Origin of the sequence: Nonomuraea sp. NPDC049625 (assembly GCF_040675285.1) — a bacterium.
Classification (GTDB): domain Bacteria; phylum Actinomycetota; class Actinomycetes; order Streptosporangiales; family Streptosporangiaceae; genus Nonomuraea; species Nonomuraea angiospora_A.
On sequence record NZ_JBFAOQ010000001.1, the window covers coordinates 885,541 to 908,332 of the forward strand.

The 22,792-nt window shown below is 71.7% G+C and carries 24 protein-coding genes; 15 read left to right on the forward strand and 9 right to left on the reverse strand.

Annotated features, from left to right (window positions below):
* Positions 1-13: 13 nt before the first annotated feature.
* Positions 14-844: an NAD(P)H-binding protein gene (locus AB0J87_RS04280; RefSeq protein WP_363962569.1), complete on the forward strand. Its 831-nt coding sequence runs from the start codon at positions 14-16 to the stop codon at positions 842-844.
* Here AB0J87_RS04280 and ggt read toward each other — a convergent pair.
* Positions 841-2,562 (reverse strand): gamma-glutamyltransferase, encoded by a 1,722-nt coding sequence (gene ggt / locus AB0J87_RS04285; protein ID WP_363962570.1) that lies wholly within the window; start codon positions 2,560-2,562, stop codon positions 841-843. The two genes, AB0J87_RS04280 and ggt, sit on opposite strands and share 4 nt — an antisense overlap.
* A 95-nt stretch (positions 2,563-2,657) precedes the next feature.
* Here ggt and AB0J87_RS04290 point away from each other — a divergent pair, with 95 nt between their 5' ends.
* Together AB0J87_RS04290 and AB0J87_RS04295 are read left to right on the forward strand one after the other, a co-directional pair.
* On the forward strand, positions 2,658-3,764 hold the full coding sequence (locus AB0J87_RS04290) for a histidine kinase (RefSeq protein WP_363962571.1): 1,107 nt from the start codon (positions 2,658-2,660) through the stop codon (positions 3,762-3,764).
* Positions 3,761-4,408, forward strand: coding sequence for a response regulator transcription factor (locus AB0J87_RS04295; RefSeq protein ID WP_350728509.1), 648 nt, complete (start codon positions 3,761-3,763; stop codon positions 4,406-4,408). The genes AB0J87_RS04290 and AB0J87_RS04295 overlap by 4 nt, the downstream gene beginning before the upstream one ends.
* Here AB0J87_RS04295 and AB0J87_RS04300 read toward each other — a convergent pair.
* On the reverse strand, positions 4,389-5,825 hold the full coding sequence (locus AB0J87_RS04300) for an FAD-dependent monooxygenase (protein ID WP_363962572.1): 1,437 nt from the start codon (positions 5,823-5,825) through the stop codon (positions 4,389-4,391). The genes AB0J87_RS04295 and AB0J87_RS04300 overlap by 20 nt on opposite strands.
* 51 nt (positions 5,826-5,876) lie before the next feature.
* Between AB0J87_RS04300 and AB0J87_RS04305 the strand changes: the two genes are divergently transcribed.
* Genes AB0J87_RS04305 through AB0J87_RS04320 form a run of 4 tightly spaced genes read left to right on the forward strand, consistent with a single transcriptional unit; the run spans position 5,877 to position 7,735 of the window.
* Positions 5,877-6,080, forward strand: coding sequence for a helix-turn-helix domain-containing protein (locus AB0J87_RS04305; protein ID WP_185071099.1), 204 nt, complete (start codon positions 5,877-5,879; stop codon positions 6,078-6,080).
* A gap of 10 nt (positions 6,081-6,090) precedes the next feature.
* On the forward strand, positions 6,091-6,549 hold the full coding sequence (locus AB0J87_RS04310; RefSeq protein WP_350728511.1) for a Clp protease N-terminal domain-containing protein: 459 nt from the start codon (positions 6,091-6,093) through the stop codon (positions 6,547-6,549).
* 60 nt (positions 6,550-6,609) lie between these two features.
* Positions 6,610-7,374 (forward strand): class I SAM-dependent methyltransferase, encoded by a 765-nt coding sequence (locus AB0J87_RS04315; protein ID WP_363962573.1) that lies wholly within the window; start codon positions 6,610-6,612, stop codon positions 7,372-7,374.
* Positions 7,358-7,735, forward strand: coding sequence for a VOC family protein (locus tag AB0J87_RS04320; RefSeq protein WP_350728513.1), 378 nt, complete (start codon positions 7,358-7,360; stop codon positions 7,733-7,735). Before AB0J87_RS04315 ends, AB0J87_RS04320 begins: the two co-directional genes overlap by 17 nt.
* On the opposite strand, the gene AB0J87_RS04325 is transcribed toward AB0J87_RS04320, so the two are convergent.
* Positions 7,729-9,177 carry an NAD(P)/FAD-dependent oxidoreductase gene (locus tag AB0J87_RS04325; RefSeq protein ID WP_363962574.1) on the reverse strand — a complete coding sequence of 483 codons (1,449 nt, stop codon included), beginning with the start codon at positions 9,175-9,177 and terminating at the stop codon, positions 7,729-7,731. The genes AB0J87_RS04320 and AB0J87_RS04325 overlap by 7 nt on opposite strands.
* Positions 9,178-9,686: 509 nt before the next feature.
* Positions 9,687-9,860 carry a hypothetical protein gene (locus AB0J87_RS04330; protein WP_192790321.1) on the reverse strand — a complete coding sequence of 58 codons (174 nt, stop codon included), beginning with the start codon at positions 9,858-9,860 and terminating at the stop codon, positions 9,687-9,689.
* A 105-nt stretch (positions 9,861-9,965) separates the two neighbouring features.
* Here AB0J87_RS04330 and AB0J87_RS04335 point away from each other — a divergent pair, with 105 nt between their 5' ends.
* Positions 9,966-10,748, forward strand: coding sequence for an SURF1 family protein (locus AB0J87_RS04335; protein ID WP_363962575.1), 783 nt, complete (start codon positions 9,966-9,968; stop codon positions 10,746-10,748).
* Between the two features lie 2 nt (positions 10,749-10,750).
* A complete protein-coding gene (locus tag AB0J87_RS04340; protein ID WP_350728517.1) occupies positions 10,751-11,068 on the forward strand; it encodes a DUF3817 domain-containing protein in 318 nt (105 codons plus the stop codon).
* A gap of 99 nt (positions 11,069-11,167) precedes the next feature.
* Here AB0J87_RS04340 and AB0J87_RS04345 read toward each other — a convergent pair whose 3' ends face one another.
* From AB0J87_RS04345 to AB0J87_RS04355, 3 genes are all read right to left on the reverse strand, one after another.
* Positions 11,168-11,362: a hypothetical protein gene (locus AB0J87_RS04345; protein ID WP_350728518.1), complete on the reverse strand. Its 195-nt coding sequence runs from the start codon at positions 11,360-11,362 to the stop codon at positions 11,168-11,170.
* Between the two features lie 109 nt (positions 11,363-11,471).
* A complete protein-coding gene (locus AB0J87_RS04350) occupies positions 11,472-12,536 on the reverse strand; it encodes a protein kinase (protein WP_363962576.1) in 1,065 nt (354 codons plus the stop codon).
* A gap of 27 nt (positions 12,537-12,563) precedes the next feature.
* Positions 12,564-13,418, reverse strand: coding sequence for an arylamine N-acetyltransferase (locus tag AB0J87_RS04355; protein WP_363962577.1), 855 nt, complete (start codon positions 13,416-13,418; stop codon positions 12,564-12,566).
* A gap of 96 nt (positions 13,419-13,514) precedes the next feature.
* Between AB0J87_RS04355 and AB0J87_RS04360 the strand changes: the two genes are divergently transcribed.
* Genes AB0J87_RS04360 through AB0J87_RS04385 form a run of 6 tightly spaced genes read left to right on the forward strand, consistent with a single transcriptional unit; the run spans position 13,515 to position 21,615 of the window.
* Positions 13,515-14,174 (forward strand): response regulator transcription factor, encoded by a 660-nt coding sequence (locus AB0J87_RS04360; RefSeq protein WP_350728657.1) that lies wholly within the window; start codon positions 13,515-13,517, stop codon positions 14,172-14,174.
* Positions 14,171-17,353, forward strand: a complete 3,183-nt coding sequence (locus tag AB0J87_RS04365; protein WP_363962578.1) for a DUF4153 domain-containing protein — start codon at positions 14,171-14,173, stop codon at positions 17,351-17,353. Before AB0J87_RS04360 ends, AB0J87_RS04365 begins: the two co-directional genes overlap by 4 nt.
* An 8-nt stretch (positions 17,354-17,361) precedes the next feature.
* Complete coding sequence (locus tag AB0J87_RS04370; RefSeq protein ID WP_363962579.1) at positions 17,362-18,903, forward strand: D-aminoacylase; 1,542 nt, start codon at positions 17,362-17,364, stop codon at positions 18,901-18,903.
* Between the two features lie 48 nt (positions 18,904-18,951).
* On the forward strand, positions 18,952-20,019 hold the full coding sequence (locus AB0J87_RS04375) for an alanine racemase (protein WP_363962580.1): 1,068 nt from the start codon (positions 18,952-18,954) through the stop codon (positions 20,017-20,019).
* A gap of 9 nt (positions 20,020-20,028) precedes the next feature.
* Positions 20,029-20,409 carry a Rid family detoxifying hydrolase gene (locus AB0J87_RS04380; protein WP_185071114.1) on the forward strand — a complete coding sequence of 127 codons (381 nt, stop codon included), beginning with the start codon at positions 20,029-20,031 and terminating at the stop codon, positions 20,407-20,409.
* 9 nt (positions 20,410-20,418) lie between these two features.
* A complete protein-coding gene (locus AB0J87_RS04385) occupies positions 20,419-21,615 on the forward strand; it encodes a hypothetical protein (RefSeq protein WP_350728524.1) in 1,197 nt (398 codons plus the stop codon).
* Here AB0J87_RS04385 and AB0J87_RS04390 read toward each other — a convergent pair.
* Positions 21,601-22,149 carry a TetR/AcrR family transcriptional regulator gene (locus AB0J87_RS04390; RefSeq protein WP_355190981.1) on the reverse strand — a complete coding sequence of 183 codons (549 nt, stop codon included), beginning with the start codon at positions 22,147-22,149 and terminating at the stop codon, positions 21,601-21,603. The two genes, AB0J87_RS04385 and AB0J87_RS04390, sit on opposite strands and share 15 nt — an antisense overlap.
* A gap of 4 nt (positions 22,150-22,153) precedes the next feature.
* The gene (locus AB0J87_RS04395) at positions 22,154-22,768 is read right to left on the reverse strand and encodes a LysE family translocator (RefSeq protein WP_363962581.1); all 615 of its coding nucleotides are present in this window, start codon (positions 22,766-22,768) and stop codon (positions 22,154-22,156) included.
* Positions 22,769-22,792 lie beyond the last annotated feature (24 nt).

Here is a 22,792-nt window from a genome sequence, read left to right on the forward strand (position 1 = left end):
CAACCTTGGACCCATGATTCTCGTCACAGGAGCCACCGGAAACGTCGGCCGCCAGGTCGTCAACCAACTCGTCGAGGCCGGCCACCCCGTACGCGCCATGACCCGTGACCCCTCCTGGGCGGCCCTGCCGGCGGCCGTCGAGGTGGTCAAGGGCGACCACGAGACCATCGACCGGTGCCTGGACGGCGTCGAGTCGGTCTTCCTCATCTGGCCCTTCCACACCGCGGACCTCGCCCCCGCCGTGGTCGGCGCGATCAGGCGACATGCCCGCCGCGTCGTCCTGCTCTCCTCGGGCGCGGTACGCGACCAGCCCGACTCGTCCGTCGGCCTTTCGCACAACGAGCTCGAACAGCGCGTCGAGCAGTCGGGCCTGGCCTGGACCATGCTCTGGCCCAGCACGTTCGCCGCGAACGCGTTCTGGTGGCGCGACCAGATCCGCTCGGGAGACGTGGTGCGCGGCGCGTTCGGCGCGGTGCCGATGGCGATGCTGCACGAGCGCGACATCGCCGCCGTGGCCGTACGGGCGCTGACCACGGACGGCCACGACGGGGCCCGCTACGCGCTGACGGGGCCGCAGGTGCTGACTCAGGTCGAGCAGGTGCGGATCCTCGGCGACGCGCTCGGGCGCCCGTTGCGCTGGCAGGAGCTCAGCCGGGAGGAGGAGCGGCAGCGGCTGCTGGCCGACGACTCCTTCCCCGACTCGTTCGTGGACGCGCTGCTCGACGGCTACGCCCAGATGCTCGACGGCCCGCCACCCGTCCTGACGAACACGGTCGAGGAGGTGACGGGCCGGCCCGCGCGGTCCTTCGCCGAATGGGCGAAGGACCACGTGGGCGACTTCTAGGGAGCCAGCACCAGCGCGCTGCCGCCGCCGCGGCGGACAGGCTCGGCGACGGCCTGGATCCGGCCCCGGCCGACGAACTCCAGCGCCGTCGCCGCCCCGATCTCCGGGTTGAGCGCGAAGCTGTGCCCCTTGGCCTCCAACTCGGTCCGATACTTGTCCAGGAACGCCTGCTCGGCCTGGGTCTGCGCGGTGTTGCGCTGCGTGGCGCGCGGCGCGGCGAGCGCGTCCGGCAGGCTCATCCCGAACTCGTACCGGTTGACCAGGATCTGCAGCACGGTCGTGATGATGGTCGAGCCGCCCGGCGAGCCGACCGCCAGCACCGGCCTGCCGTGCTCGAACACCAGCGTCGGCGACATCGACGAGCGGGGACGCTTGCCGGGGCCGGGCAGGTTCGGGTCGCCGGGCGCCGGGCCGAACGTGAAGTCGGTCAGCTCGTTGTTGAGCAGCACGCCGCGTCCGGGCACCACGATGCCGTTGCCGCCGGTGGACTCGATGGTCAGGTTGTAGGCGATCACGTTGCCCCAGCGGTCGGCGATGACGAGATGGGTGGTCTCGGGGCCTTCGTCCGCGATCGGGGTGGCGGTGCCGGTGGGCTGGGCGCAGGGCTCGTACGAGCCGTCCGGGCTGCCGGGCGCCGCCGGGTGGGCCGTCGCCCGGTCGCCGATCAGGCAGGCCCGCTCCTTGGCGAAGCCGTCGGACAGCAGCTCCTTGAGCGGCACGCCGGGGATGTCGCCGACGTACTTGCCGCGGTCGGCGAAGGCCAGTCTCGACGCCTCCAGGTATTCGTGCAGGCCCACCTGCGGGAGAGCCTCAAGGATGTTGAGCGCCTCGCCGACCGTCGAGCCGCCGGAGGACGGGGGCGCCATGCCGTACACGTCCTTGCCCTTGTAGGAGATCTTGGTGGGCTCGCGCAGGAGCGCCCGGTAGGCCCGCAGGTCGGACAGCTCCATCAGGCCCGGCCGGACGTTGCGGGTGCTGCCGGGGGTGACCGGCGGCTGCTTGACGGTGGCCACGACCTCCTTGCCGAGTTGCCCGCCGTACAGCCAGCCGGGGCCGCGCTTGCCGAGCTCGCGGTACGTGGCCGCCAGCTCGGGGTTCCTGAACACCGAGCCGACGGGCGGCGGGGCGCCGTTGGGGAGGTAGAGCTTGGCCGTGGAGGTGATGTCCTTGAACCGGGCCGCGTTGTCGGCGGTCTGCTGGTGGAAGGTCTGGTCGACGACGAAGCCCTTGGAAGCCACGTCGATGGCGGGCTGGAGGGCTTCTTTGAGGGAGATCGTGCCGAATTTGCGGAGGGCCAGGTCCCAGTTCGCGACCGTGCCGGGAATGCCCGCCGACAGGCCGCTGGTGACGCCCTCCTCGAACGGGATGCCTTCTAACGTGGTCGAGGTCATGGCCTGCGGGGCCGTCTCACGGCCGTCGATCGTGAAGACCTTGCGCTGCCTGGCGTCGTAGTACACCATGAAGCCGCCGCCGGCCAGGCCCGCGGAGTACGGCTCCGTGACGCCCAGCACCGCGCCCGCGGCGACGGCGGCGTCGACGGCGTTGCCTCCCCTCCTGAGCACGGCGATGGCGGCCTTGCTGGCGTCGAGGTCGACGGTGGCGACGGCGCCGCCGTACCCCTCCGCGACCGGGACCTTCTGTTGGGGCCCGGCCAGCGCGGGCGGGGCCGACACGAGCGTGATGAGGACTGCTGCTGCGGGGACGATCACTCGGAGCATGGTCCTTACGATGGCCCACGTACGCCCGTCGCGGTAGGGCCCCCTCACACGCTGGGATGATGCACAGGTCAGAGCGCTGATCTAGCGTAGGGGTCGTGCGAGGAAAGTTCGGATTCGATCCCTATCTCGCCCTCATCGTGGCGGCCGCCCAGTTCGTCATCGCCAAGGGGGCGTCCTGGGGGCAGCGGTTTCTCAGGGAGCCGCTCGACCCGTACGCGTACGGGCTGCTGCTGATCGGGCCGCTGGCGATCCTGCTGCACCGCCGTTTCCCGCTGCTCACGACCGCCGCCGCGCTCGGCGCGTGCGATCTCTACCTGGCCGGCGGGTACGCCTACGGCCCCAGCTTCATCAGCCCCGCGATCCTGCTGTTCCTGCTGGTCACGCGGGGCAAGCGGGCGATGGCCTGGTTCATGGCGGGGATGACGGTGCTGTCGTTCCTCTCCTACGCCTGGCTGATCGGCAACCGCGACCTCTTCCACAGCGTGTGGATCCTCACGTTCATCATGCTGCTCATGGTCGTGGCCGAGCTGGTCAGGATCGTCAGGGAGCGCCGGGCCGAGCGTGAGCGCGTCGCCGAGGAGGAGGCCAGGCGGCAGGCCAGCGAGGAGCGGCTGACCATGGCGCAGGAGCTGCACGACGTGCTCGCGCACAACATCTCGCTCATCCACGTGCAGGCGTCCACCGCGCTGCACCTCATCGACGACAACCCTGACCACGCCAAGACCGCTCTGGCCACCATCAAGACGGCGTCCAAGGAGGTTCTGGGCGAGATGCGCTCGGTCCTGAACGTCCTTCGCGAAGGGGCGCCCCGTTCCCCCACGGCCGGACTCGACCGCCTCGACGACCTGATCGAGCGCTCGGGCATGGACGTGGCGCTCAAACGCGTCGGCTCGCGGCCGTTGCCGCCGCAGGTGGAGCGGGCCGCGTACCGGATCGTGCAGGAGTCGCTGACCAACGCCGCCAGGTACGCGCCCGGCTCGTCGGTGAGCGTGCGCCTGGAGTACGGCGAGCAGGAGCTGGCCATCCACGTCACGGACTCCGGCGCGACGACCGCCCCCGTGCTGTCCGAGGCGGGCAGCGGCAACGGCATCCCCGGCATGCGCGAGCGGGCCTCCGCGCTGGGCGGCACGCTGGTCGCCGGGCCGTCCGGCACGGGGTTCCAGGTCGAGGCCCGGCTGCCACTACCCGAGGAGACCTCATGATCAAGGTGCTGCTGGCCGACGACCAGGCGCTGGTCCGGGCGGGCTTCAAGGCGCTGCTCGACGCCCAGCCGGACATGACCGTGGTGGCCGAGGCCTCCGACGGCGCCGAGGCGGTCCGGCTGGCGGGCGAGCACCAGCCGGACGTGGTGCTGATGGACATCCGCATGCCCGGCATGGACGGCCTGACCGCCACCCGGCAGATGCCGCAGGGGCCGCACATCATCATCCTGACGACGTTCGAGCTGGACGAGTACGTCTTCGAGGCGCTGCGCGGCGGGGCCAGCGGCTTCCTGGTCAAGGACACCGAGCCGGCCGAGCTGATCCAGGCCGTCCGGGTGGTGGCGGCGGGGGAGGCGCTGCTGTCGCCGAGCGTGACGCGCCGGTTGATCGCCGAGTACGCCTCCCGGGCCAAGGAGCCCGTCGCCGCCGACGGCCTCGACCAGCTCACCGAGCGCGAACGCGAGGTGCTCGGCCTGGTCGGGACCGGCATGACGAACGACGAGATCGCGGCCAAGCTGTTCATGTCACCGGCGACGGCCAAGACGCATGTGAGCCGGGCCATGATGAAGCTGCACGCCCGCGACCGCGCCCAGCTCGTGGTGATCGCCTACGAATCGGGCCTGGTCAAGCCGGGGTGGCTGTGAGCCCGAACCATTCCTGGGCCGCTTCGGCGAGCCCGTCGATGCCCGCCCAGGCGACGTAGCCGTCGGGGCGGATCAGCAGCGCGTCGGCGGGCGGGTCGTCGGCGCGGGCCCTGACCACGTCGATCCAGTCGTCGTCCAGCGTCGCGCCGCCGCCCAGGTCGAGCAGCACGGGCCGGCCCTCGCGCATGAGCTCGGCCACCCGCCGCCCGCCGGACAGCGCCAGATCCGGGACGAACCGGCCCACCAGCGGGTGCGCCGCCGGGCCGTACCGGACGCCGGAGTCGTGCAGCAGCCCGGCCACGTGCCGCAGCGGCTCCTCGAAGGCGAACACCTCGGTGAGCAGCTCCCGCAGCGCCGCCCCGTCCTCGCCCTCCAGCCGGTCGAGCACCGCCTGTGCCCGCGTCTGCATGAGGGCGCGCTCGGCGACCGGCCGCCGCTCGGACTCGTACGTGTCCAGGAGCCCGTCGGAGGCCCGCCCCAGGAGCGCGGCGGCCAGCTTCCAGCCGAGGTTGGCCGCGTCCGTCATGCCGACGTTGAGCGCCGAGCCGCCCGCGGGGAACAGGTGCGCGGCGTCCCCGGCCAGGAACACCCTTCCCGCCCGGTACCGCTCGGCCAGCCGCGCCTGCGCGACCGTGCTGGACAGCCAGATGGGCTCGCCCAACGGCAGGTCCCGGCCCAGCACGCGGCGCACGGCCGCCCGGAAGTCCTCCGGGGTCACGGGGCCGTCGCCGGGAGCCCCCTTCTCGCGCACGCCGGCGATCAGCACGCCGTGCTGGAGCGAGGTGAGCAGCAGGCGGCCGTTCGGGGTGCGGTTCCAGCCGGGAGCCAGGCCGTCGGTCTCCAGTGCCTCGAAGATGCCCGTGTCCGCGCCGGTCGCGAAGTGCCCGAGGCGCAGCACCTCGTCGTCGGTCGTGCCGGGGAAACCGATCCCGGCCTCCCGCCGTACGCTGCTGCGCCCGCCGTCGCAGCCCACGGCGTAGCGGGACCGCATCCGCGTGCCGTCCGCGAGCTCCAGTGTCACCCCCTCCTCGTCCTGGGCCAGGGAGAGCACCTCGCACCCCCGCCTGATCTCGGCTCCGAGCTCCTTGGCGCGCTCGGCGAGCAGTTGCTCCATCCGCGGCTGCTGGATCATCAGCAGCCGTAACGGCAGGTCGGCCGCCCCCGCGAAGCGCAGCGGCACCGAGCCGAACGGGAACCCGGGTGGCCGCCCGGCGAACGGGCTGCCCGCGCTGAAGCGCTCCAGCAGGCCGCGGTGGTCGAGCAGGTCGATGATCTGCCCGCCCAGGCCGTTGGCCCTGGGCAGCTCGCTCGGTTCCGGCCTCTTGTCCAGCACGATCGGGCGGACTCCCGCCAGGCCCAGCTCGCACGCGAGCATGAGCCCCACGGGTCCCGCCCCCACGATCAACACGTCATCCATGGCTGTCAGGCTAGATTGACAAATCGGCGGCTGTCAATCTAGCCTGACAGGGTGGACGTAACAGAGCTCTCCGAACGGATCAGGTCGAACGACCCGGCCTTGGGCCTGCGGGCGGTGGGCGCGCTGCACCGGCTGGCCGAGCAGGTCGAGGCGGTGTCGGTGGCGCTGGCCAGGGAGCAGGGCTGGACCTGGGAGCAGATCGGCGACGCGCTCGGCATGTCACGGCAGTCGGTGCACGCCAAATACGGGAAGTGAGGGGTTCGCGATGTTCGGCTTTGAGAAGAGCCGGTTCGGCGTGATCGTCAAGGCCGCGTTCGACGAGGCCAGGCAGCGGGGCGACCGGCGGCTGGGCACCGAGCACCTGCTGCTCGGCGTCCTGCACGACGCGGACCTCGCCCGCGCCCTCGGCGTGGACGTGGCGGGCGCGCGGGCCGCGCTCGACGAGCTCGACCGGGCGGCGCTGCGCATGCTCGGCCTGGAGGTCGGGGACCTGCTGCCGCGGACGCCGCGCAAGCACCCGCAGGTGCCCGGGACCGCGCTGACGTCGAGCGCCCGCGCCACCATCAACCAGGCCATCAAGGCCACGACGATGAAGACCAGGGCGGTCGAGGCCCCCCGGCAGCTGGTGTTCGCCCTGCTGGCGCAGGGGCGGCCCGACCCGGTCGCGGGGCTGATCGACCACCTCGGCATCGACCGAGCGGCGGTACGCGGCCGCTGCGCATGATGCGGAGCGTATGACGAAATTTGGTTGAACGTCCGGCGGGGCCGCTGACAAGGTCGAAGAATGAGCCGTACGTATGACGACCTCGTCCAGGAGGCCGCCACGGCCTCCGTGGACGGCTGGGACTTCTCCTGGCTCGACGGCCGGGCCAGCGAGGAGCGGCCTTCCTGGGGGTACGCCAGGCTGCTCGGCGAGCGGATGGCCGGGGCCGGGGCCGCGCTCGACGTCCAGACCGGCGGGGGCGAGATCCTGGCCGGCGTACCCACGCTGCCGGCGGTGACCGTGGCCACCGAGTCCTGGCCGCCCAACCTCAAGCTGGCCGCCTCGCGGCTGCGCCCGCGCGGGGCGTGGGTGGTGGCCGACGACGACGATCCGCGCCTGCCGTTCCGGGACGGCGTCTTCGACCTGGTCACCAGCCGCCATCCGGTGGAGACCTGGTGGGAGGAGATCGCCCGCGTGCTGCGCCCTGGCGGCGCCTACTTCTCGCAGCAGGTCGGGCCGTGGAGCGTCGCGGAGCTGACGCGCTACTTCATGGGCCCCCACGACGGCTCCTCCCGCGACCCCGACCAGGCCAGGGCCGCGGCCGGGTCGGCCGGGCTCGAGGTCGTGGACCTGCGGTTCGAGCGGCTGCGGATGGAGTTCTGCGACGTGGGGGCGGTGATCTACTTCCTGCGTAAGGTGATCTGGATCGTGCCGGGCTTCTCGGTCGAGCGGTACGCGGACCGGCTGCGCGAGCTGCACGACCGGATCGAGGCGGAGGGTCCGTTCGTGGCGCATTCCTCCAGGTTCCTCATCGAGGCGAGGAAGCCCGGTGGCCCGGCTGCGTGACGTGGTGGTCGACTGCCGCCACCCGGCGTCGCTGGCCAGGTTCTGGGCGGCGGCGCTCGACGGTTACGCCGTGGCGCCGTACGACGAGGCCGAGCTGGCGCGGCTGCGCGGCGAGGGCATCGAGGACCCCGAGGACGACCCCACGGTGCTGGTCGAGGGCGGGCCGCCGCGGCTGTGGTTCCAGCACGTGCCCGAGCGCAAGGTCGTCAAGAACCGGCTCCACCTCGACCTGAGCGCCGACGACCTCGACGCCGAGATCGACCGGCTGCGCGGGCTGGGTGCCACGCTGCTGGCCACGTACGACGACTGGGTGACGCTGGCCGACCCGGAGGGCAACGAGTTCTGCGTGTTTCCTCAGTAGATGAGCTCGTACGCGCTGGGTTTGACCCTTCTGGTGCGCGCCCAGTACTCGAAGGTGAAGCCCGGCCAGATCGTCCGGTTCACTCCGTGCTCGTCCAGATACCAGGAGTCGCAGCCGCCCGCGTTCCAGACGAGGGGGTCGAGCCGTTCGCGCAGGCGGCGGGCGAACGCCCGCTGGGCGCCCGGCTTGACGTCCACGGCCCTGGCCTGCGTCCTCGACAGCAGGCGCAGGCAGTCGATGATGTAGCGGACCTGCGACTCGATCATGAACACGACCGAGTTGTGCCCGAGGCCCGTGTTGGGGCCGAGCAGGAAGAACAGGTTCGGGAAGCCGGACGTGGCGATGCCGTAGTAGGTCTCGATGCCGTCCTGCCAGGCGTCCTGGAGCTTGCGGCCGCCCTTGCCGACGATGTGCTGCTCCTGCAGCGCGTCCACGACCTTGAAGCCGGTGCCGTAGACGATCGCGTCGACCTCGTGCTCGGCGCCGGAGGCGTCCACGACCGAGCGCGGCCTGATCTCGGTGATGCCGTCGGTCACCAGCTCGACGTTGTCCCTGGTGAGGGCGGGATAGTAGTCGCTGGAGATGAGGATGCGCTTGCAGCCGATCGAGTAGCCGGGGGTGAGCCTGCGGCGCAGGTCCGGGTCGGGGACCTGGGCATCGAGATGCCTGAGGGCCAGCTTCTTGTGGGCCTTCATCAGGCGCGGGTCGACGGTGAAGCCGAGCGCCCGCGTCTCCAGGGCCCAGTAGATGGCGTTGCGCATGGTCCTGGCCAGGCCGGGCAGGCCGAGGATCCGGCGGGTGGCGGGGGTGATGGCGAAGTCCGGCTTGGGGTGGATCCACGGGGGAGTGCGCTGGAAGACCGTCAGGTGGCCCGCGGCAGGCGCGATCTGGGGGACGAACTGGATGGCGGAGGCGCCGGTGCCGATGACGGCAACGCGCTTGCCGGTCAGGTCGATCGAGTGGTCCCATTCGGCGGAGTGGAAGGCGGGGCCGGTGAAGGACTCGCGCCCCGAAATTTCGGGAAATTTCGGTATATGTAGGGCGCCGATGGCCGACACGACCGCGTTCACCCGCAACGTCGCCCCGTCATCCGTGGTGACCGACCAATCGCGCCGGCCGTCGTCGTACTCGAGCGCGACGACGCGCTTGCCGTACCGGATGTGCGGGGTCACGCCGTACTTGTCGGCGCACGAGCGCATGTAGTCCCAGATCTCCTCCTGCGGGGAGAACATGCGGGACCAGCCCGGGTTCAGCTCGTACGAGTAGGAGTACATGTGCGAGGGGACGTCGCACGCGCAGCCGGGGTAGGTGTTGTCCCGCCAGGTGCCGCCCAGGTCGGCGGCCTTCTCCAGGATGACGAAGTCGTGATACCCCGCCTCTTTGAGCTTGATGGCCATGCCGATCCCGGCGAACCCGGACCCGATGATCGCTAACCCTGGCATCTGACCTCCCGGGGTGGCGCTTATTGGACGCTCAATCCAATGTAATAACCCGCCTCACCGAGGTCCAGAGCGACCCCCTCTCACGCCCTCCGCCCCTCACCCCGCTACCCGTGCCCGTCCCGCCATCCGCACCGCTACCCGCGGGCTCGCTCGGGCGCTGCGCGCCCGCTTCGGCTTTGCGTGCCCGCCGCTCGTGCGCCCGCTCGGATCCTTGCCGCTATCCCGCCCCCTGGGCGTCTCCAGCCTCACCGCCCCCAAGCGGTCGTTCGCTTGTTCGGTGGCCATGGCGCGTTCCTGCGCGGGCGGGCGCGTGGCGTGGCGGCTCTTGCCTGTGGGGTGCTGCGCCTCGGCAGAGGTCCTTGGGAGGCATGCGCCTCGCGGGCCGGAGCGGTGTCGGCAGGGGAGGCGGGGGACCGAGGGCCCGCGCGTCGTTGGGCGGGCCGAAGGGATGATTGCGTGAACGGCGAGAAACCGCCACGGCCCCCGCGGCGGTTCGATCAGATCTGGGGTTACTTCAGCAGGAGGAAGGCGGCAACGCCGACGATCACGATCGCGACGACGACCGCGATGATCGGTACGACGGGGGACTTCTTGGGGGTGGCGGCGGCTTCCTGCTCGCGACGCTGAGCGAAAGCCTTGAACTGCTGAGTGCTGCCCGAAGGGTCGATATGCTGGTCAGACATGGCCAGCAGCCTAGCGTGAGCGCCTGTGTCGTTTGCACTGTTTGTTGGTATCGGTAGGCATGGGCTGATTAGGGGACCACCCCACCCGGCGGATAGCTTTGAAACATGCTGCGGACCCTGTTCTCCCCCCGTCTCATGGGGTTGCACCTGCTCACGATCGGGGTCCTCGTCGCGTTCATCCTGCTCGGGCGCTGGCAGCTCGGCGTTTTCCAGGATTCGGGAAAGCCGCACGCCTCCACCGATCCCGGGCCCGTCGCGGTCGGCACGCTCGCCCAGGTGGGCCCGCAGCTGAGCGGTGAGCTCGTGGGCCGCAAGGTCATGGCGGAGGGGGTCTACGAGGCCGGCCGCCAGCTCCTGGTCGCCGACCGGCGGGCCGACGTCGACGCCCCAGGCGGCAACGTCTCGCGTGACCGCGGCTACTGGGTGCTCACGCCGCTCCGGCTCGACGACGGCACGCTGATGCCGGTGGTACGGGGCTGGACCGCCAAGGCGGACGACCCGGCGGTCTCCGCGGTGCCGCAGGGCAAGGTCACGGTGGCCGGGCGGCTGCGGCCGCAGCAGGGCACCGACAGCGTGCAGCGGCGCGCGGAGGGTCTGCCCGCCGGTCAGGTGCAGACGGTGTCCACGGGCGAGCTGGTCAACCTGTGGAGCGGCCAGCAGGTACGCGCCGGCTTCGTCGTGGCGCAGCCGCCGTCCGGCTCGCTGGCGCAGGTCGAGATCCAGCCGCCGGTGGTGGGAGGCACGCTGACCTGGCGTAACCTGGCATATGCCGCCAACTGGTGGATCTTCGCAGGATTCGCCGTATTCATGTGGTTCCACTTCGTACGCGATGCCGTACGAACCGATCGGGACCGTGCCAAGTCCCCTGAGATGGCTCTGGAAGGTTAATCGTGGAATCGGCTCTGAAGCCCTTCCGGGTGCTCGCGTACGTGGTCGGCTGCATGCTGCTCGTGCTCTGCGTGGCCATGGTGGTGCGTTACGGCTTCGGCGACCCGACGCTGTCGAAGGTCATCGCGCCCATCCACGGCGGGCTCTACATGCTCTACCTGGTCGCGGTCATGAACCTGGGCATGAAGGCGCGCTGGACGTGGCAGTACATGCTCGGTGTCATGGTCGGGGGCACGGTGCCGTTCCTGTCGTTCTACATCGAGCGCCGGGTGACCCAGCGCGTGCAGACGGAGCAGGCGGCGGCGACGGCGGAGGCCTGAGCGCGCGGCGGAGGCCTGAGCGCGCGGCGGAGGCCTGAGCGCGCGGCGGAGGCCTGAGCGCGCGGCGGAGGCCGTGTCACGGCCCCCGCCGCGCGGAGTTCAGCGGCCGATGCCGCGCCTGCGGGCCCTCTTGAGCCGCTCGCGCTGCGACGGGTCGAGCATCAGGTAACCGACCACAGGGGCGGCGATCACGCCGAGGATGACCAGCAGGGTGATCCATCCGGTCCCGAAGAAGATCAGCGAGAGCAGAACCGCGGCGCCTGCGCCAATGGCGTACTTCTGGATTGGCGACATACTCAACTTCCTCCGCTTCCGAACACGGAGCGCGTGCCCCGCCTCTCCTACATTCTGCGTCCCCTGTCCAACGAGTGAGCCCATCGCTTGGTTCCAATCGCGATGTATCTCAACGGGTGCGTCGTACCAACCGGAGGTCGCGGCGGAGCTCGTCCGGAGTGGGACGTTCCAACGGATTACCTGACAAAAGACGGAACAACACCTGAGCCAGCGCCCCCGCTCTGGTCAGCGGCGCGCCGGGCGAGGGCGGCACGCCCTCGACGGCGGTGAAGAGCGTGGCGCCCAGGGACCACATGTCGGCGGCCAGGGTGGCGGAGGCCTCCGGGGCCGTGTAGGCCGGGAGCGTTCCCGACCTCAGCAGCGGGGTCAGGTGAGCCCGGCCCCGGTCGTCGATGAGGACGTTGCCGGGCTGGATCCCGCCGTGGAACGCCTCCCCGGCCTGGAGCTGCTCGATCAGCGCGAGCCCCATCGCGGCCACCACGGGGATCGGCAGCGGCCCGAACAGCCCGATGATCACGTCCAGCGGGCGGCTCACGGCCAGGAGCTCCAGGGTCTCGCGGATCACGTCCGTCGCCGGCGCCCCCGCCGGGTGGAGCATGGCTCTGATCAGCGTCCTGAGCGGGTCCGCGCCCTCCGCGGGCACCTGCCCCGGCGGGCGGCCCTCCACCGCGAAGTGCAGCGTGGCGGCCAGGGCCCACAGGTCCGCGGAGGGCAGCATGCTGAGGCTGGGGAAGCCGAAGCCGGTGAGCACCGCCCGGCCCGTCGGGGTGAGCAGGACGTTGCCGGGCTCCACGCGCCCGTGCACGATCCCCGCCTCGTGAGCCGTCGTCAGGGCGGACAGGACGCAGACGCCGACCCTGGCCGCCTGCGCGACCGGCAGCGGGCGGCGGGCGCGTACGGTCTGCTCCAGCGACGCCCCCGACACGAACTCCATGACCAGCCACGGCGTCTGGTCCTCGATCACCACGTCGAGCACCCGCACGATCGAGGCGTGCCGGAGCCCGGACGCCCGGCGGGCCTCCTCCAGGGCGGCGTCGCGCAGCTCGGCCGGGACCCGCAGCTCCCTGACCGTGACATCGCGGTGCTCCGACTCGTCGAAGGCCAGCCGGACAGAGCCCGCGGCCAGGGGATTCAGCAGCCGGTAGCGACCGGCCAGCTTCCGGGTCTCACCCATGTCGAGGTGCACGATAGCGCAAGGCTGTCACGTCGCGTCACTGGCCAGCCAGGCCTCATGCGCCTCGTACAGTCTGCGCCAGAGCTTCTCCTTCTCCGGCCCGCTCAGGTCCGTGAGCGGGAGCAGGAAGATGTCCGCCAGCGCCGCGTAGTAGTCGCGGGCGTTGTCCAAGGTCACCGAGAGCGTCCGGCCGCCGATGCGCTTCAGCTGGAGCCCGCGCAGGCTGTCCACGCCGTACGCGTCCCGTCGCTGGACGGTCGCGATGCGCACGAACCCGGACGTCGGCGACGTCGTCAAATGCCGGTGCATATCGACGAACGCCGACATGTCCGTCGGGGCCGGGCCGAAGTCCATGCCCTCGAACGAGCCGCTCGGATCGTGCTCGAACCGCCAGCCGCCCGGCGCGACCTCCGACGGGCGCAGGACGTACGTGAACGGCCCCTGCTCGTACGTGCCCTCGACCAGCGGCAGCGGCTCGTGGAACCCGTCCCCGAGCCCGAGGTCGGTCAGCCACGCACCGCCCGGATTGTCCTGCGACGGCAGGCCGCGCACGGTGAGCACCAGGTGGTTGGCGGTGATGCCGGGCTCGTCGCCGCGGTTCTGGACCCCGCCGACGTGCCTGGTCACGTCGTACCCCAGCGACCTGATCAGCTCGGAGAACGCGCCGTTGAGGTGGTAACAGTAGCCGCCGCGCCCTCCGATGATGCGCTCGGCGGACTCGACGGGATCGACGGTGGTGGGGCGATCGAGCCAGATCTCCAGCGCCTCGTACGGCACCTTCTCGAGGTGCGCGGCGTGGAGCGCCCGCAGGTTCTCTGCGCTGGTGGGGGCGTCGAGGAGGCTGGGCAGGCCGATGCGGCGGAGGTATCCGGCTGTGTTCACCAGCCAAGTCTGCACTGTATGTGCACAAATTTAGGAGTGTCGTCTGCACAGGCCGCTTCTAGGCTTTCGTACGTGGCAGAGCAGCGACGCATCCTCGTGGTCGAGGACGATCAGACGATCGCGCTGGCCGTACGGAACCGGCTGGCCGCCGAGGGCTTCGACGTCAGGGTGGCCGGCGACGGGCAGGATGCCCTGATCCAGTACGGCAAGGCGGAACCGGACCTGGTGATCCTCGACCGGCTGCTGCCGGGGCTCGACGGGCTGGAGGTGTGCCGCCGGATGCAGGCGGCCAGGCCGGTGCCCGTGCTCATGCTGACCGCGCTCGGCGAGGAGACCGACGTCCTGGTCGGGCTCGGCGTGGGGGCGGACGACTACCTGGCCAAGCCGTTCAGCATGCGCGAGCTCGTGGCCAGGATCCACGCGCTGCTGCGCAGGGTCGAGCGGGCGGCCCAGCTCGCGGCCGAGGACACGGTGATCAGGGTCGGCGAGGTCGAGATCGACACCGCGGCCCGCCGGGTGTTCGTCGGAGGCGCGGAGGCGCAGCTCACCAGGACGGAGTTCGACCTGCTGCGCCGGTTGGCGGAGCGTCCCGGGCAGGTGTTCGAGCGGGACCGGCTGCTGTCGGACGTGTGGGGCTTCTCGGAGGCGGCGGCGACCAGGACCGTGGACAGCCACGTCCGGGCGCTGCGCCGCAAGCTGGGCTCCGACGTGGTGCGCACGGTGCACGGCGTCGGCTACGCCCTGGTGCGGCGATGAGGCCGCTCGACTTCCTCGGCCGCATCAAGGTCAAGCTCGGCATCGTGATCGTGCTGGCCGTGGGGACCGCGTTCGTGGTGAACGAGGTCGGGCTCAACTCGGGCCTGTCCCGCGAGTTACGCATCGCGGTCGCCGTGGTCCTGGCGTTGATCATGGTGCAGCTGCTGGCCACGGGGATGACCAAGCCGCTGCGCCAGATGGCCAGCGCCGCCCAGACGATCGCCAAGGGTCTCTACGGGCTGCGCGTGACCGCCACGTCGCGCGACGAGGTCGGGGAGCTGGCCAGGGCGTTCAACGCGATGGCCGCCGACCTCGGCGAGGTGGACCGGCAGCGGCGCGAGCTCATCGCGAACGTCAGCCACGAGCTCCGCACCCCCATCACCGGCCTGCGCGCGGTCCTGGAGAACGTCGTGGACGGCGTCTCCGCCCCCGACCCCGTCACCATGCGGACCGCGCTCGCCCAGACCGAACGCCTCGGCCGCCTCGTGGCCCAGCTCCTGGACCTGTCGCGGCTGGACTCCGGCGTACGCCTGATCGAGCCCGAGGCCGTCGAACTGGCGCCGCTGGTCGAGCAGGCGGTGCGCGAGGGGGCGCTGGCCCGCGACGACGTCGCGATCCGGGCGTCGGTCCCCGCCGACCTGGTGGTGCGCGCCGACCCCGACCTCCTCGCGCAGGTCCTGGCGAACCTCCTCGACAACGCGGTACGGCACAGCCCCTCGGACGGGGTGGTGACCGTGACCGTCGCGGCGAAGGGGGCCGGGGTGCTGCTGGCCGTCGCCGACCAGGGGCCGGGGATCCCGGTCGCGGCCAGGGGACGCGTGTTCGAGCGCTTCTCCCGGCTCGACGCCGGGCGGGCGGCCGACTCCGGGGGCGCCGGGCTGGGGCTGGCCATCGTGAAGGAGATCGTCGAGCTGCACGGGGGCTCCATTCGCATCGACGACTGTGCGGGATGCCGCATGGTGGTCGATCTACCAGGGAGGACGACGATGGCGGATGTGCCGCTGGAGGGCGGTGAGCGGGGCACGGGGACCGAGCAGCTGCCGGAGGCTCTGGACGTCGCTGCCCCGACGACGGTGGGTTCCGAGACCCCCGATCGCGCCGCGGAGTTGGTGGTCACCGCCTCGGCTGGGGACGGCGCCGAGGTGGTGGGCCCGGCGGCCGACGCGGTCGAGGGTGGTGCGGCTTCAGGTGAAGGGTCCCGTGACGCCGCCGGAGTCGCGGCTCTCGTAGCCCTGGCCACGGTCGGTACGCCCGGCCGCCCCGCCGCCGAGAGCGAGACGGGCGCCGTCGTCGCGCCCGGGCCGGCGGCAGGCGTGGGAGGACCCTCAGGGCTCGCAACCGGGGTGGGCGTTGCCGCGGGGGGCACTGGGCGTGGTGCCGGGGTGCCGGCGGGCAGCGCGTTCGTCAGGATGATCGGGGGTGCGGTCATCGGTGTGCTGGTCGGGTTCCTGGCCGGCCTGTTCGCCGCCGTGCTCGTCAGTGTGACCGTCAGCGACGGGATGGCCCTCGTCACGCTCGTCATGTGCACCGCGCTCATGGGCGCGGTCGGCGCGGGGATGGGGGCCGGGTCAGGGCGCCGGGCGGCCGTGGCGGCCTACCAGTCGGCGCAGGTCGCGGCGTACCAGTCGGCGGCCCAAACGGCGGCGGGCCAGGGGAGCCCGCAGGTTGCGGCGCCGCACCGGAACCAGGGAGGGCCGCCGCCGCCCTACGTGCCGCCGCCCCTCTTCCCCAGGCCCGAGCTGCCCGATTCGCCCCGCTGGCTGCTGCCCGCGGCGGCCGGGGCCGGGGTGTTCGCGGCGGTGGCGTTGCCCGAGGCGCAGGTCGGGCTGGGGATCGTGCTGGTCGCCATGGTTCTGGGCGCGGCCGCGCTGCCTGCCGTGTTGCGACGGATGACGCCGTGGACGGTGGCGTTCGGGCTGACGGCGTACTTCCTGATCTCGATGGCGGCGGTGCGCGACGCGGACTGGCTGGTCGCGATCCTGCTCGTGGCGGGGGCCGGTCTGGGCGCGCTGGCCGTGTCGGGAGCCGGGGCCGGGTGGCTCGGCGTGATCAGGGGCGGCGTGTCCGTGATGCTGGCGCTCGGCCCGGTGCCGTGGTTCCTGGCCCAGCCGCTGAAGAAGCTGACCGCCAGGCGGCGCTTCATGCCGATGCTGGCCGCGCTGGGCATCACGGCGGTGCTGCTCCTGGTGTTCGGGCTGCTGTTCGCCTCGGCGGACGCGGTGTTCGCCTCCTTCCTGGAACGGCTGACGACCGCGCCGGACTGGGCGGAGTCGGCGCCGGTGCGGATCTTCCTGTTCGGGCTGTTCGCCGTGCTGCTGGCCGCCGTGGTGCTGGTCGCGCTCAGACCGGTGGTGGACCCCGTGGGGCCGGAGCCGAAGTTCACGGTGAGCAGGAGTGTCTGGATCGTGCCTCTCACGGCGGTGAACCTGCTGTTCGCCTCGTTCGTGGCGGTGCAGATCACGGCGCTGTTCGGCGGCAACACCTGGGTGCTGAAGACGGCCGGGCTCACCTATGCCGAGTACGCCAGGCAGGGGTTCTTCCAGCTCGTGGTGGTCAGCGTGTTCGTGCTGGGCATCGTGGCGGTCGCCAGCGGGATGCTCAAGGTCGAGCGGCGCGAACGCTGGCTGCTGGCCGTGCTGCTCGGCGTGCTGTGCGGGCTGACCATGGTGGTCCTGGCCTCCGCCCTGCATCGCATGAATCTCTACACCGAGGCGTACGGCCTGTCCAGGTTGCGCCTGTCCGTGCAGGCCACGGTGTGGTGGCTGGGAACGCTGTTCGCGCTGGTGCTGCTGGCGGGGGCGGCTCGGCTCCTGGGCCGCGGCTCCGGCTGGCTGCCGCGTACGGTCGTGCTGGTCACCGGGCTGGGCCTGGGCGCGTTCGCCATCGTGAACCCCGATCTCCAGGTCGCCCACACGCAGGTCGAGGTGCGCGGCGTGACCAAGCTGGACTCCGACTACCTGGGCGACCTCGGCGCGGAGGCCGTACCGGCGCTGGACAAGCTGCCGGAGCCGCAGCGCAGCTGCGTGCTGGCCGACGTGGTCGCGGCCAACGGCCTGTCCCACCCTGACCCCTGGAACGGCTGGAACCTCGACCGGGCCCGGGCTCGCGCCGTGCTGGCCGCCCGGCCGATCGTCAAGTCCGTGGAATGCCCTCCGGCGTATTCGCGCGGCTCTGATTGAATCTTGGTGTGAGGTTCGACGTAGTCATCAACGGCGGCCGGGTGCTCGACGGGACGGGCGCCCCGCCGTACCGGGCGGACGTCGCGGTCGCGGACGGCAAGATCGCGGCGATCGGGAGGCTGGGCGGCGCCGGGGCGGAGACCGTGATCGACGCGACGGGGCGGTTCGTCGCGCCCGGCTTCGTCGACTGTCACGCCCACGGCGACGCGGCCGTGTTCGACCCGGCGGTCCAGCGGGCGGCGCTGCGGCAGGGGGTGACCACGTTCGTGCTGGGACAGGACGGCCTGTCCTTCGCCCCGGGCTCGGCCGCCACCGTCGCCTACGCCTCCCGCTACTTCGCCGCCGTCAACGGGCCGCTCGACGGCCCGCTCGCCGCCGATGGGCCGCTGACCGTCGGCGAGCTGCTCGGCGGCTACGACCGCGCCGTGGCGCTGAACACCGCGTACCTCCTCCCGCACGGCACCATCCGCTACGACGTCATGGGGCCCTCGCCCGAGCCGCCCTCCCGCGACCACCTGGCGGCCATGCTGCGGCACGTCGAGCGGGGCCTGTCGGAGGGGGCGGTGGGCCTGTCGACCGGCCTCGAATACCTCCCCGGCCGCTACGCCACCGCCGAGGAGCTGGCCGCCCTGTGCGCCCCGCTCGGCGGCCTCCCGTACGTCACCCACATGCGCGCGTACGGCCCTCAGGCCGGCGTGGGCATGACCGAGGTCATCGACATCGCCGAGCGCTCCGGCGCCGCCGTGCACGTCTCCCACCTGCACGGCCCCGCGGACGTGCTGCTGCCCCTGGTCGAGGAGGCGCTCGGCAAGGGCGTGGACCTCACCTTCGACACCTACCCCTACCTGCGCGGCAACACGATCCTGGCGATGGTCGTGCTGCCCGGCTCCGTGCCGGGCGCCGAGACCGACCGGGCGCTGGAGATGATCGCGTCCGACGAGCTGGACGGCTGGTGGCCGACGCTCGACGCCGTCTGGCCACGGCTGACCGTCTCGCACGCCCCGGGGATGGAGTGGGCCGAGGGCCTGACCATCGTGGCGGCGGCCGAACGGGACGGGTCGGCGCCCGCCGAGTTCTGCCGCCGTCTCCTGACGGAGACGCGGCTGGAGGCGGGCGTCGTGTCCGCCCGCCCCGACGAGGGCCCGGAAGGGGAGGAGTCGGTACGCAGGATGCTCCGGCACCCCTCGCACACCGGCGGCTCCGACGGCATCTATGTGGGCGGCCATCCGCATCCGCGGGGTTTCGGGGCGTTCGCCAGGTTCCTCGGCCGGCACGTGCGGGAGCTGGCCGACTGGACCTGGGAGCAGGCCGTGGTGCACCTGGCCTCCCACCCGGCCAGGCGCTTCGGGCTGACGGACAGGGGGCTGGTGCGGAGCGGGTTCGCGGCCGACGTGGTGGTGTTCGACCCGGCGGCGGTGGGCGACCGGGCGACCTACGAGGCGCCGCGCACGCTCGCGGCCGGGGTCGACGACGTGCTCGTGTCGGGGGTACGCGTACTGGCCGGGGGAGAGCTGACCGGCGCCACTCCGGGGCGTGCGCTCCGTCCATGATTGCGGCGAAGGTCTGAGATAGGGTCGGACGCGGACGAAAGGGGCATTGTGCTCGGGCAGCAGGTCTTCGCGGGTGGACTCGAACTCCCCCTCATGGTCGTGCACCGGGACGCGCTGGAGCACAACATCGAGACGATGGCGGCCTTCGTCCGCGATCACGGCATGGAGCTGGCGCCGCACGCCAAGACGCACATGTCCGCTGAGATCGCCGCGCTTCAGCTCGAAACGGGCGCCTGGGGGCTCACCGTCGCGACGCCGCGCCAGGCGCGGGTGGTCCGCGGGTTCGGGGTGGGCCGGATCCTGGTGGCCAACCAGCTCGTGGACCCGGCGGGGCTCGACTGGGCCGCGGGCGAGCTGGAGCGGGATCCCGCGTTCGAGCTCCTGAGCTTCGTGGACTCCGAGGCCGGGGTGGACATTCTCGCTCGGCATGCCGCGTCCCGGCCGTTCCGGGTGCTGGTGGAGCTGGGGCACGAAGGCGGACGAGCCGGGTGCCGGTCCCTGGAGCAGCTGCTGAGCCTGGTGTCGTACGTGCAGGGGGTCCCGGGCGTCGAGCTGGCCGGGGTCGCCGGGTACGAGGGCGCGCTGAAGACCGCCGACGATGTCCGGAAATATCTGTACTTGCTGCAGGAGGCCGTCGAGTACGTCCGCCTCAAGAACCCGATCCTGACCGTGGGCGGCAGCCAGTGGTTCGACGTGATCGGCCGCGAGCTCGTCACCACCCAGGCCAGGATCCTGCTGCGCAGCGGCGCGTACGTCACCCACGACGACGGCTACTACCGCGAGCGCACCCCGTTCAACCGCATCGAAGGGGAGCTGCGCCCGGCGCTGGAGGTCTGGGCGCACGTGCTGTCCACGCCCGAGCCCGGACTGGCGATCGTGGGCATGGGCAAGCGCGACGCGCCCTACGACGAGGGGCTGCCCATCCCACGCCGCGACGGCGTCACGATCGTGAAGATGCAGGACCAGCAGACGGTCGTGCGCGCCGACGGGCTCAAGCCCGGCGACCTGCTGGCCTTCGGCATCTCCCATCCCTGCACCGCGTTCGACAAGTGGCGCGTGCTGCCCCTGGTGGACCAGGACTACCGTGTCGTTGGCCAGATAACCACCAATTTCTAGGGAGACACGGTGAAAAAGGAGCTCAGGACCACCGAAGGCGCCGCCCCCATCGGCGCCTACTCGCAGGGTCTCGTGGTGGGGGACTTCGTCTACACCTCCGGCATGGGCCCGCTCGACCCGCAGACCGGTGAGATCGTCGGCGACGACGTGGCCACTCAGACGCACCAGGTCATGCGCAACCTCGGCGCCATCCTGGCCGCCCACGGCCTCGGCTTCGACGACGTGATCAAGTCCACGGTCCACCTGCAGCACCTCGAGCGCGACTTCGCCGCCTACAACGAGGTTTACAAGTCCTATTTCAGCCAGCCGTTCCCCGTGCGCACCACCGTAGGATCCCAGCTGTTGGGCATCCTGGTGGAGATCGACTTCGTCGCTCACAAGAGCGCTTAAGGTCTGCTTGTGGACAGTTCGGTGTACGTCTTCGTCGAGGACCTGCGCGGCGAGGGCGTCGAGCGGGTGCTCGACAGGATCAGCGCGTACGGCGTGAGCGGCATCACCGTCGGCGCCGTCCACCACGCCTCCCGCGACGTCACCCCGCACGGACTGTCCCGGCTGACCATCCGCCACGACGGGGCGCACTTCCCCCCGCCGTCCGATCTGTTCGCCGGGCTCCGCCTGTCTCCCGTGCCCGGCTACCTGAACGCCCTCGACGGGCTTCGCGAGGCTTGTGCGAAGCGGTCCATGAAGCTCCACGGATGGACGGTCTTCCTGCGCAACGCCACGCTCGGCACGAAGCATCCGGACGTGACCGTACGCGACTGCTTCGGCGACCGCGGCTCGCTCACCGACCTGTGCCCCGCCCACCCCGACGTGCGCGAATACGCGGTCGCGCTGGCCCGGGCGGTGGCCAGGCTCGGGGTCGACAGCGTGGTGGCGGAGTCGCTGCACTTCAGGCCGCTCAAGCCGCAGCGCTCGTTCGTGCCGCTGGGGCCGATGGACGCGTACCTGTTCGCGCTCTGCTTCTGCGACTACTGCATGCGCCGCGCCACCGACCTGGGCGTGAACGCCGAGGTGGCGCGCGACGAGTGCGCCAGGATCGTGGGCGGCGTGTTCGACGGCGACCCGCCCGCGCAGGGGGAGGTGACCCGGGCCGCGCTCACCGCCTACGCGGGGCCCGACGTCGTGGCCTACGCGCGGGCCCGGTCCGAGACCGTCACCACGCTGGTGTCCGAGGTGGCCTCGGCGGTGGCCGACGAGGGCTCCAAGCTGGTGTTCATCGACTCGACCGGCGCGGTCAAGGGCTACACGGACGGGCTGCCCACACCCGGGCTCGCGGCGCACGACGCCTGGCAGCTCGGGGTCGACCTGGTGGCGCTGGGTGACCTCGTCCCGGCCTTCGGGGTGCTGGCGTACGCGCGGGACGCGGCTCGGGTGGCCGACGACGTGGGTGCCTACCTGCGGTCGGTGGGCAAGGACCGGGAGGTGCGGGCGGTGCTGCGGCCCGGCTACCCGGACAGCGACTCGACGGACCGGCTGGTGGCCAAGGCCCGGGGCGCGAAGGCGGCGGGCGCGCTCGCCGTGGACTTCTACGCGTACGGGCTGGTGCCCCACCCCGTGCTGGACCGCATCCCGGCCGCGCTCTCAGAAGCGTTGTAGCCCGTCCAGGAGGGCCGAGACGGTCGCCGTGGGGAAGTCGTCGGCGACCGGCAGGCCCCGGAAGACCGCCCGCATCCACACGGCCCCGGCCAGCAGGTCGACGATCAGCATCGGGTCCACCGACCCCTTCAGCTCGCCCCGCCGTACCGCACGCTCGAAGATCTCCCGCTCCCGCGCGAAGCGGTCGGCGAAGAAGCGGCGCGCGTCCAGCTCGGGATGGCGGACGGCGGCGGCCAGCGCGGCTACGGCGATGTCGCTGGACGGCGGCTCGGTGAGCAGCCGCCGCACCCCCTCGACCAGCGCGACCAGGTCACCGCGCAGGCTCCCCGTGTCCGGCGCCTCGAACCCCAGCACGTCGGCCTCCACGAGCGCCGCCCCCAGCAGCGCGGCCTTGGACGGCCACCAGCGGTAGATCGTCGTCTTGTTGACGCCCGAGTGCTCGGCGACCCCCTCGACGGTCAGCCCGTCGTAGCCCTTCTCCGCCACCAGCCGCAACGTCGCATCGAAGATCTCCTGCTGTTTCCTCGGCGCCATAGGGTCATTTTCTCCCGGCGAACGCCGTGGCCACTCCCAGTCCCAGGTAGACGAAGCCGCTGACGTACCGGAGGGTCCTGGCCCGCGCGGTGAGCCGGGTGCCGAGGGCGCCGGCGGTGCAGGCGTACACGACGTCGGAGATCAGCCCCAGGAGCAGCAGCGTCAGTCCGAACAGCACCACCTGGAGCGCGGGCGAGCCCGCCTCCGGGCGCACGAAGTGCGGCAGGAACGCCAGGAAGAACAGCGCCACCTTGGGGTTCAGCACGTTGACCAGCACGCCTTCGAGGAAGACCTTGCGCAGCGGCTGGGGCGGCGGCGCCACGCCCTCCGTCTCCTTGCCGGTGAACGCGCGGATGCCGAGATAGACGAGGTACGCGACGCCGGCCCACTTGACGACCGCGAACAGCGTCGCCGACTGCGAGATCACGTACGACAGGCCCGCGGCGGCGGCCGCGATGTGCACGAGCGTGCCGGTCTCCACGCCGAACGCGCTGGCCAGGCCCGCCGCCCGGCCCTGGGCGAGGCCCCTGGCGGTGATGTAGAGATGGTTCGGGCCGGGGATGAGCACCAGGGCGAGCGAGGCCGTGATGAAGAGGGCGAAAGTCGTTGGCTGAATCACGAAACAGCAGCGTAAAATGCCTTT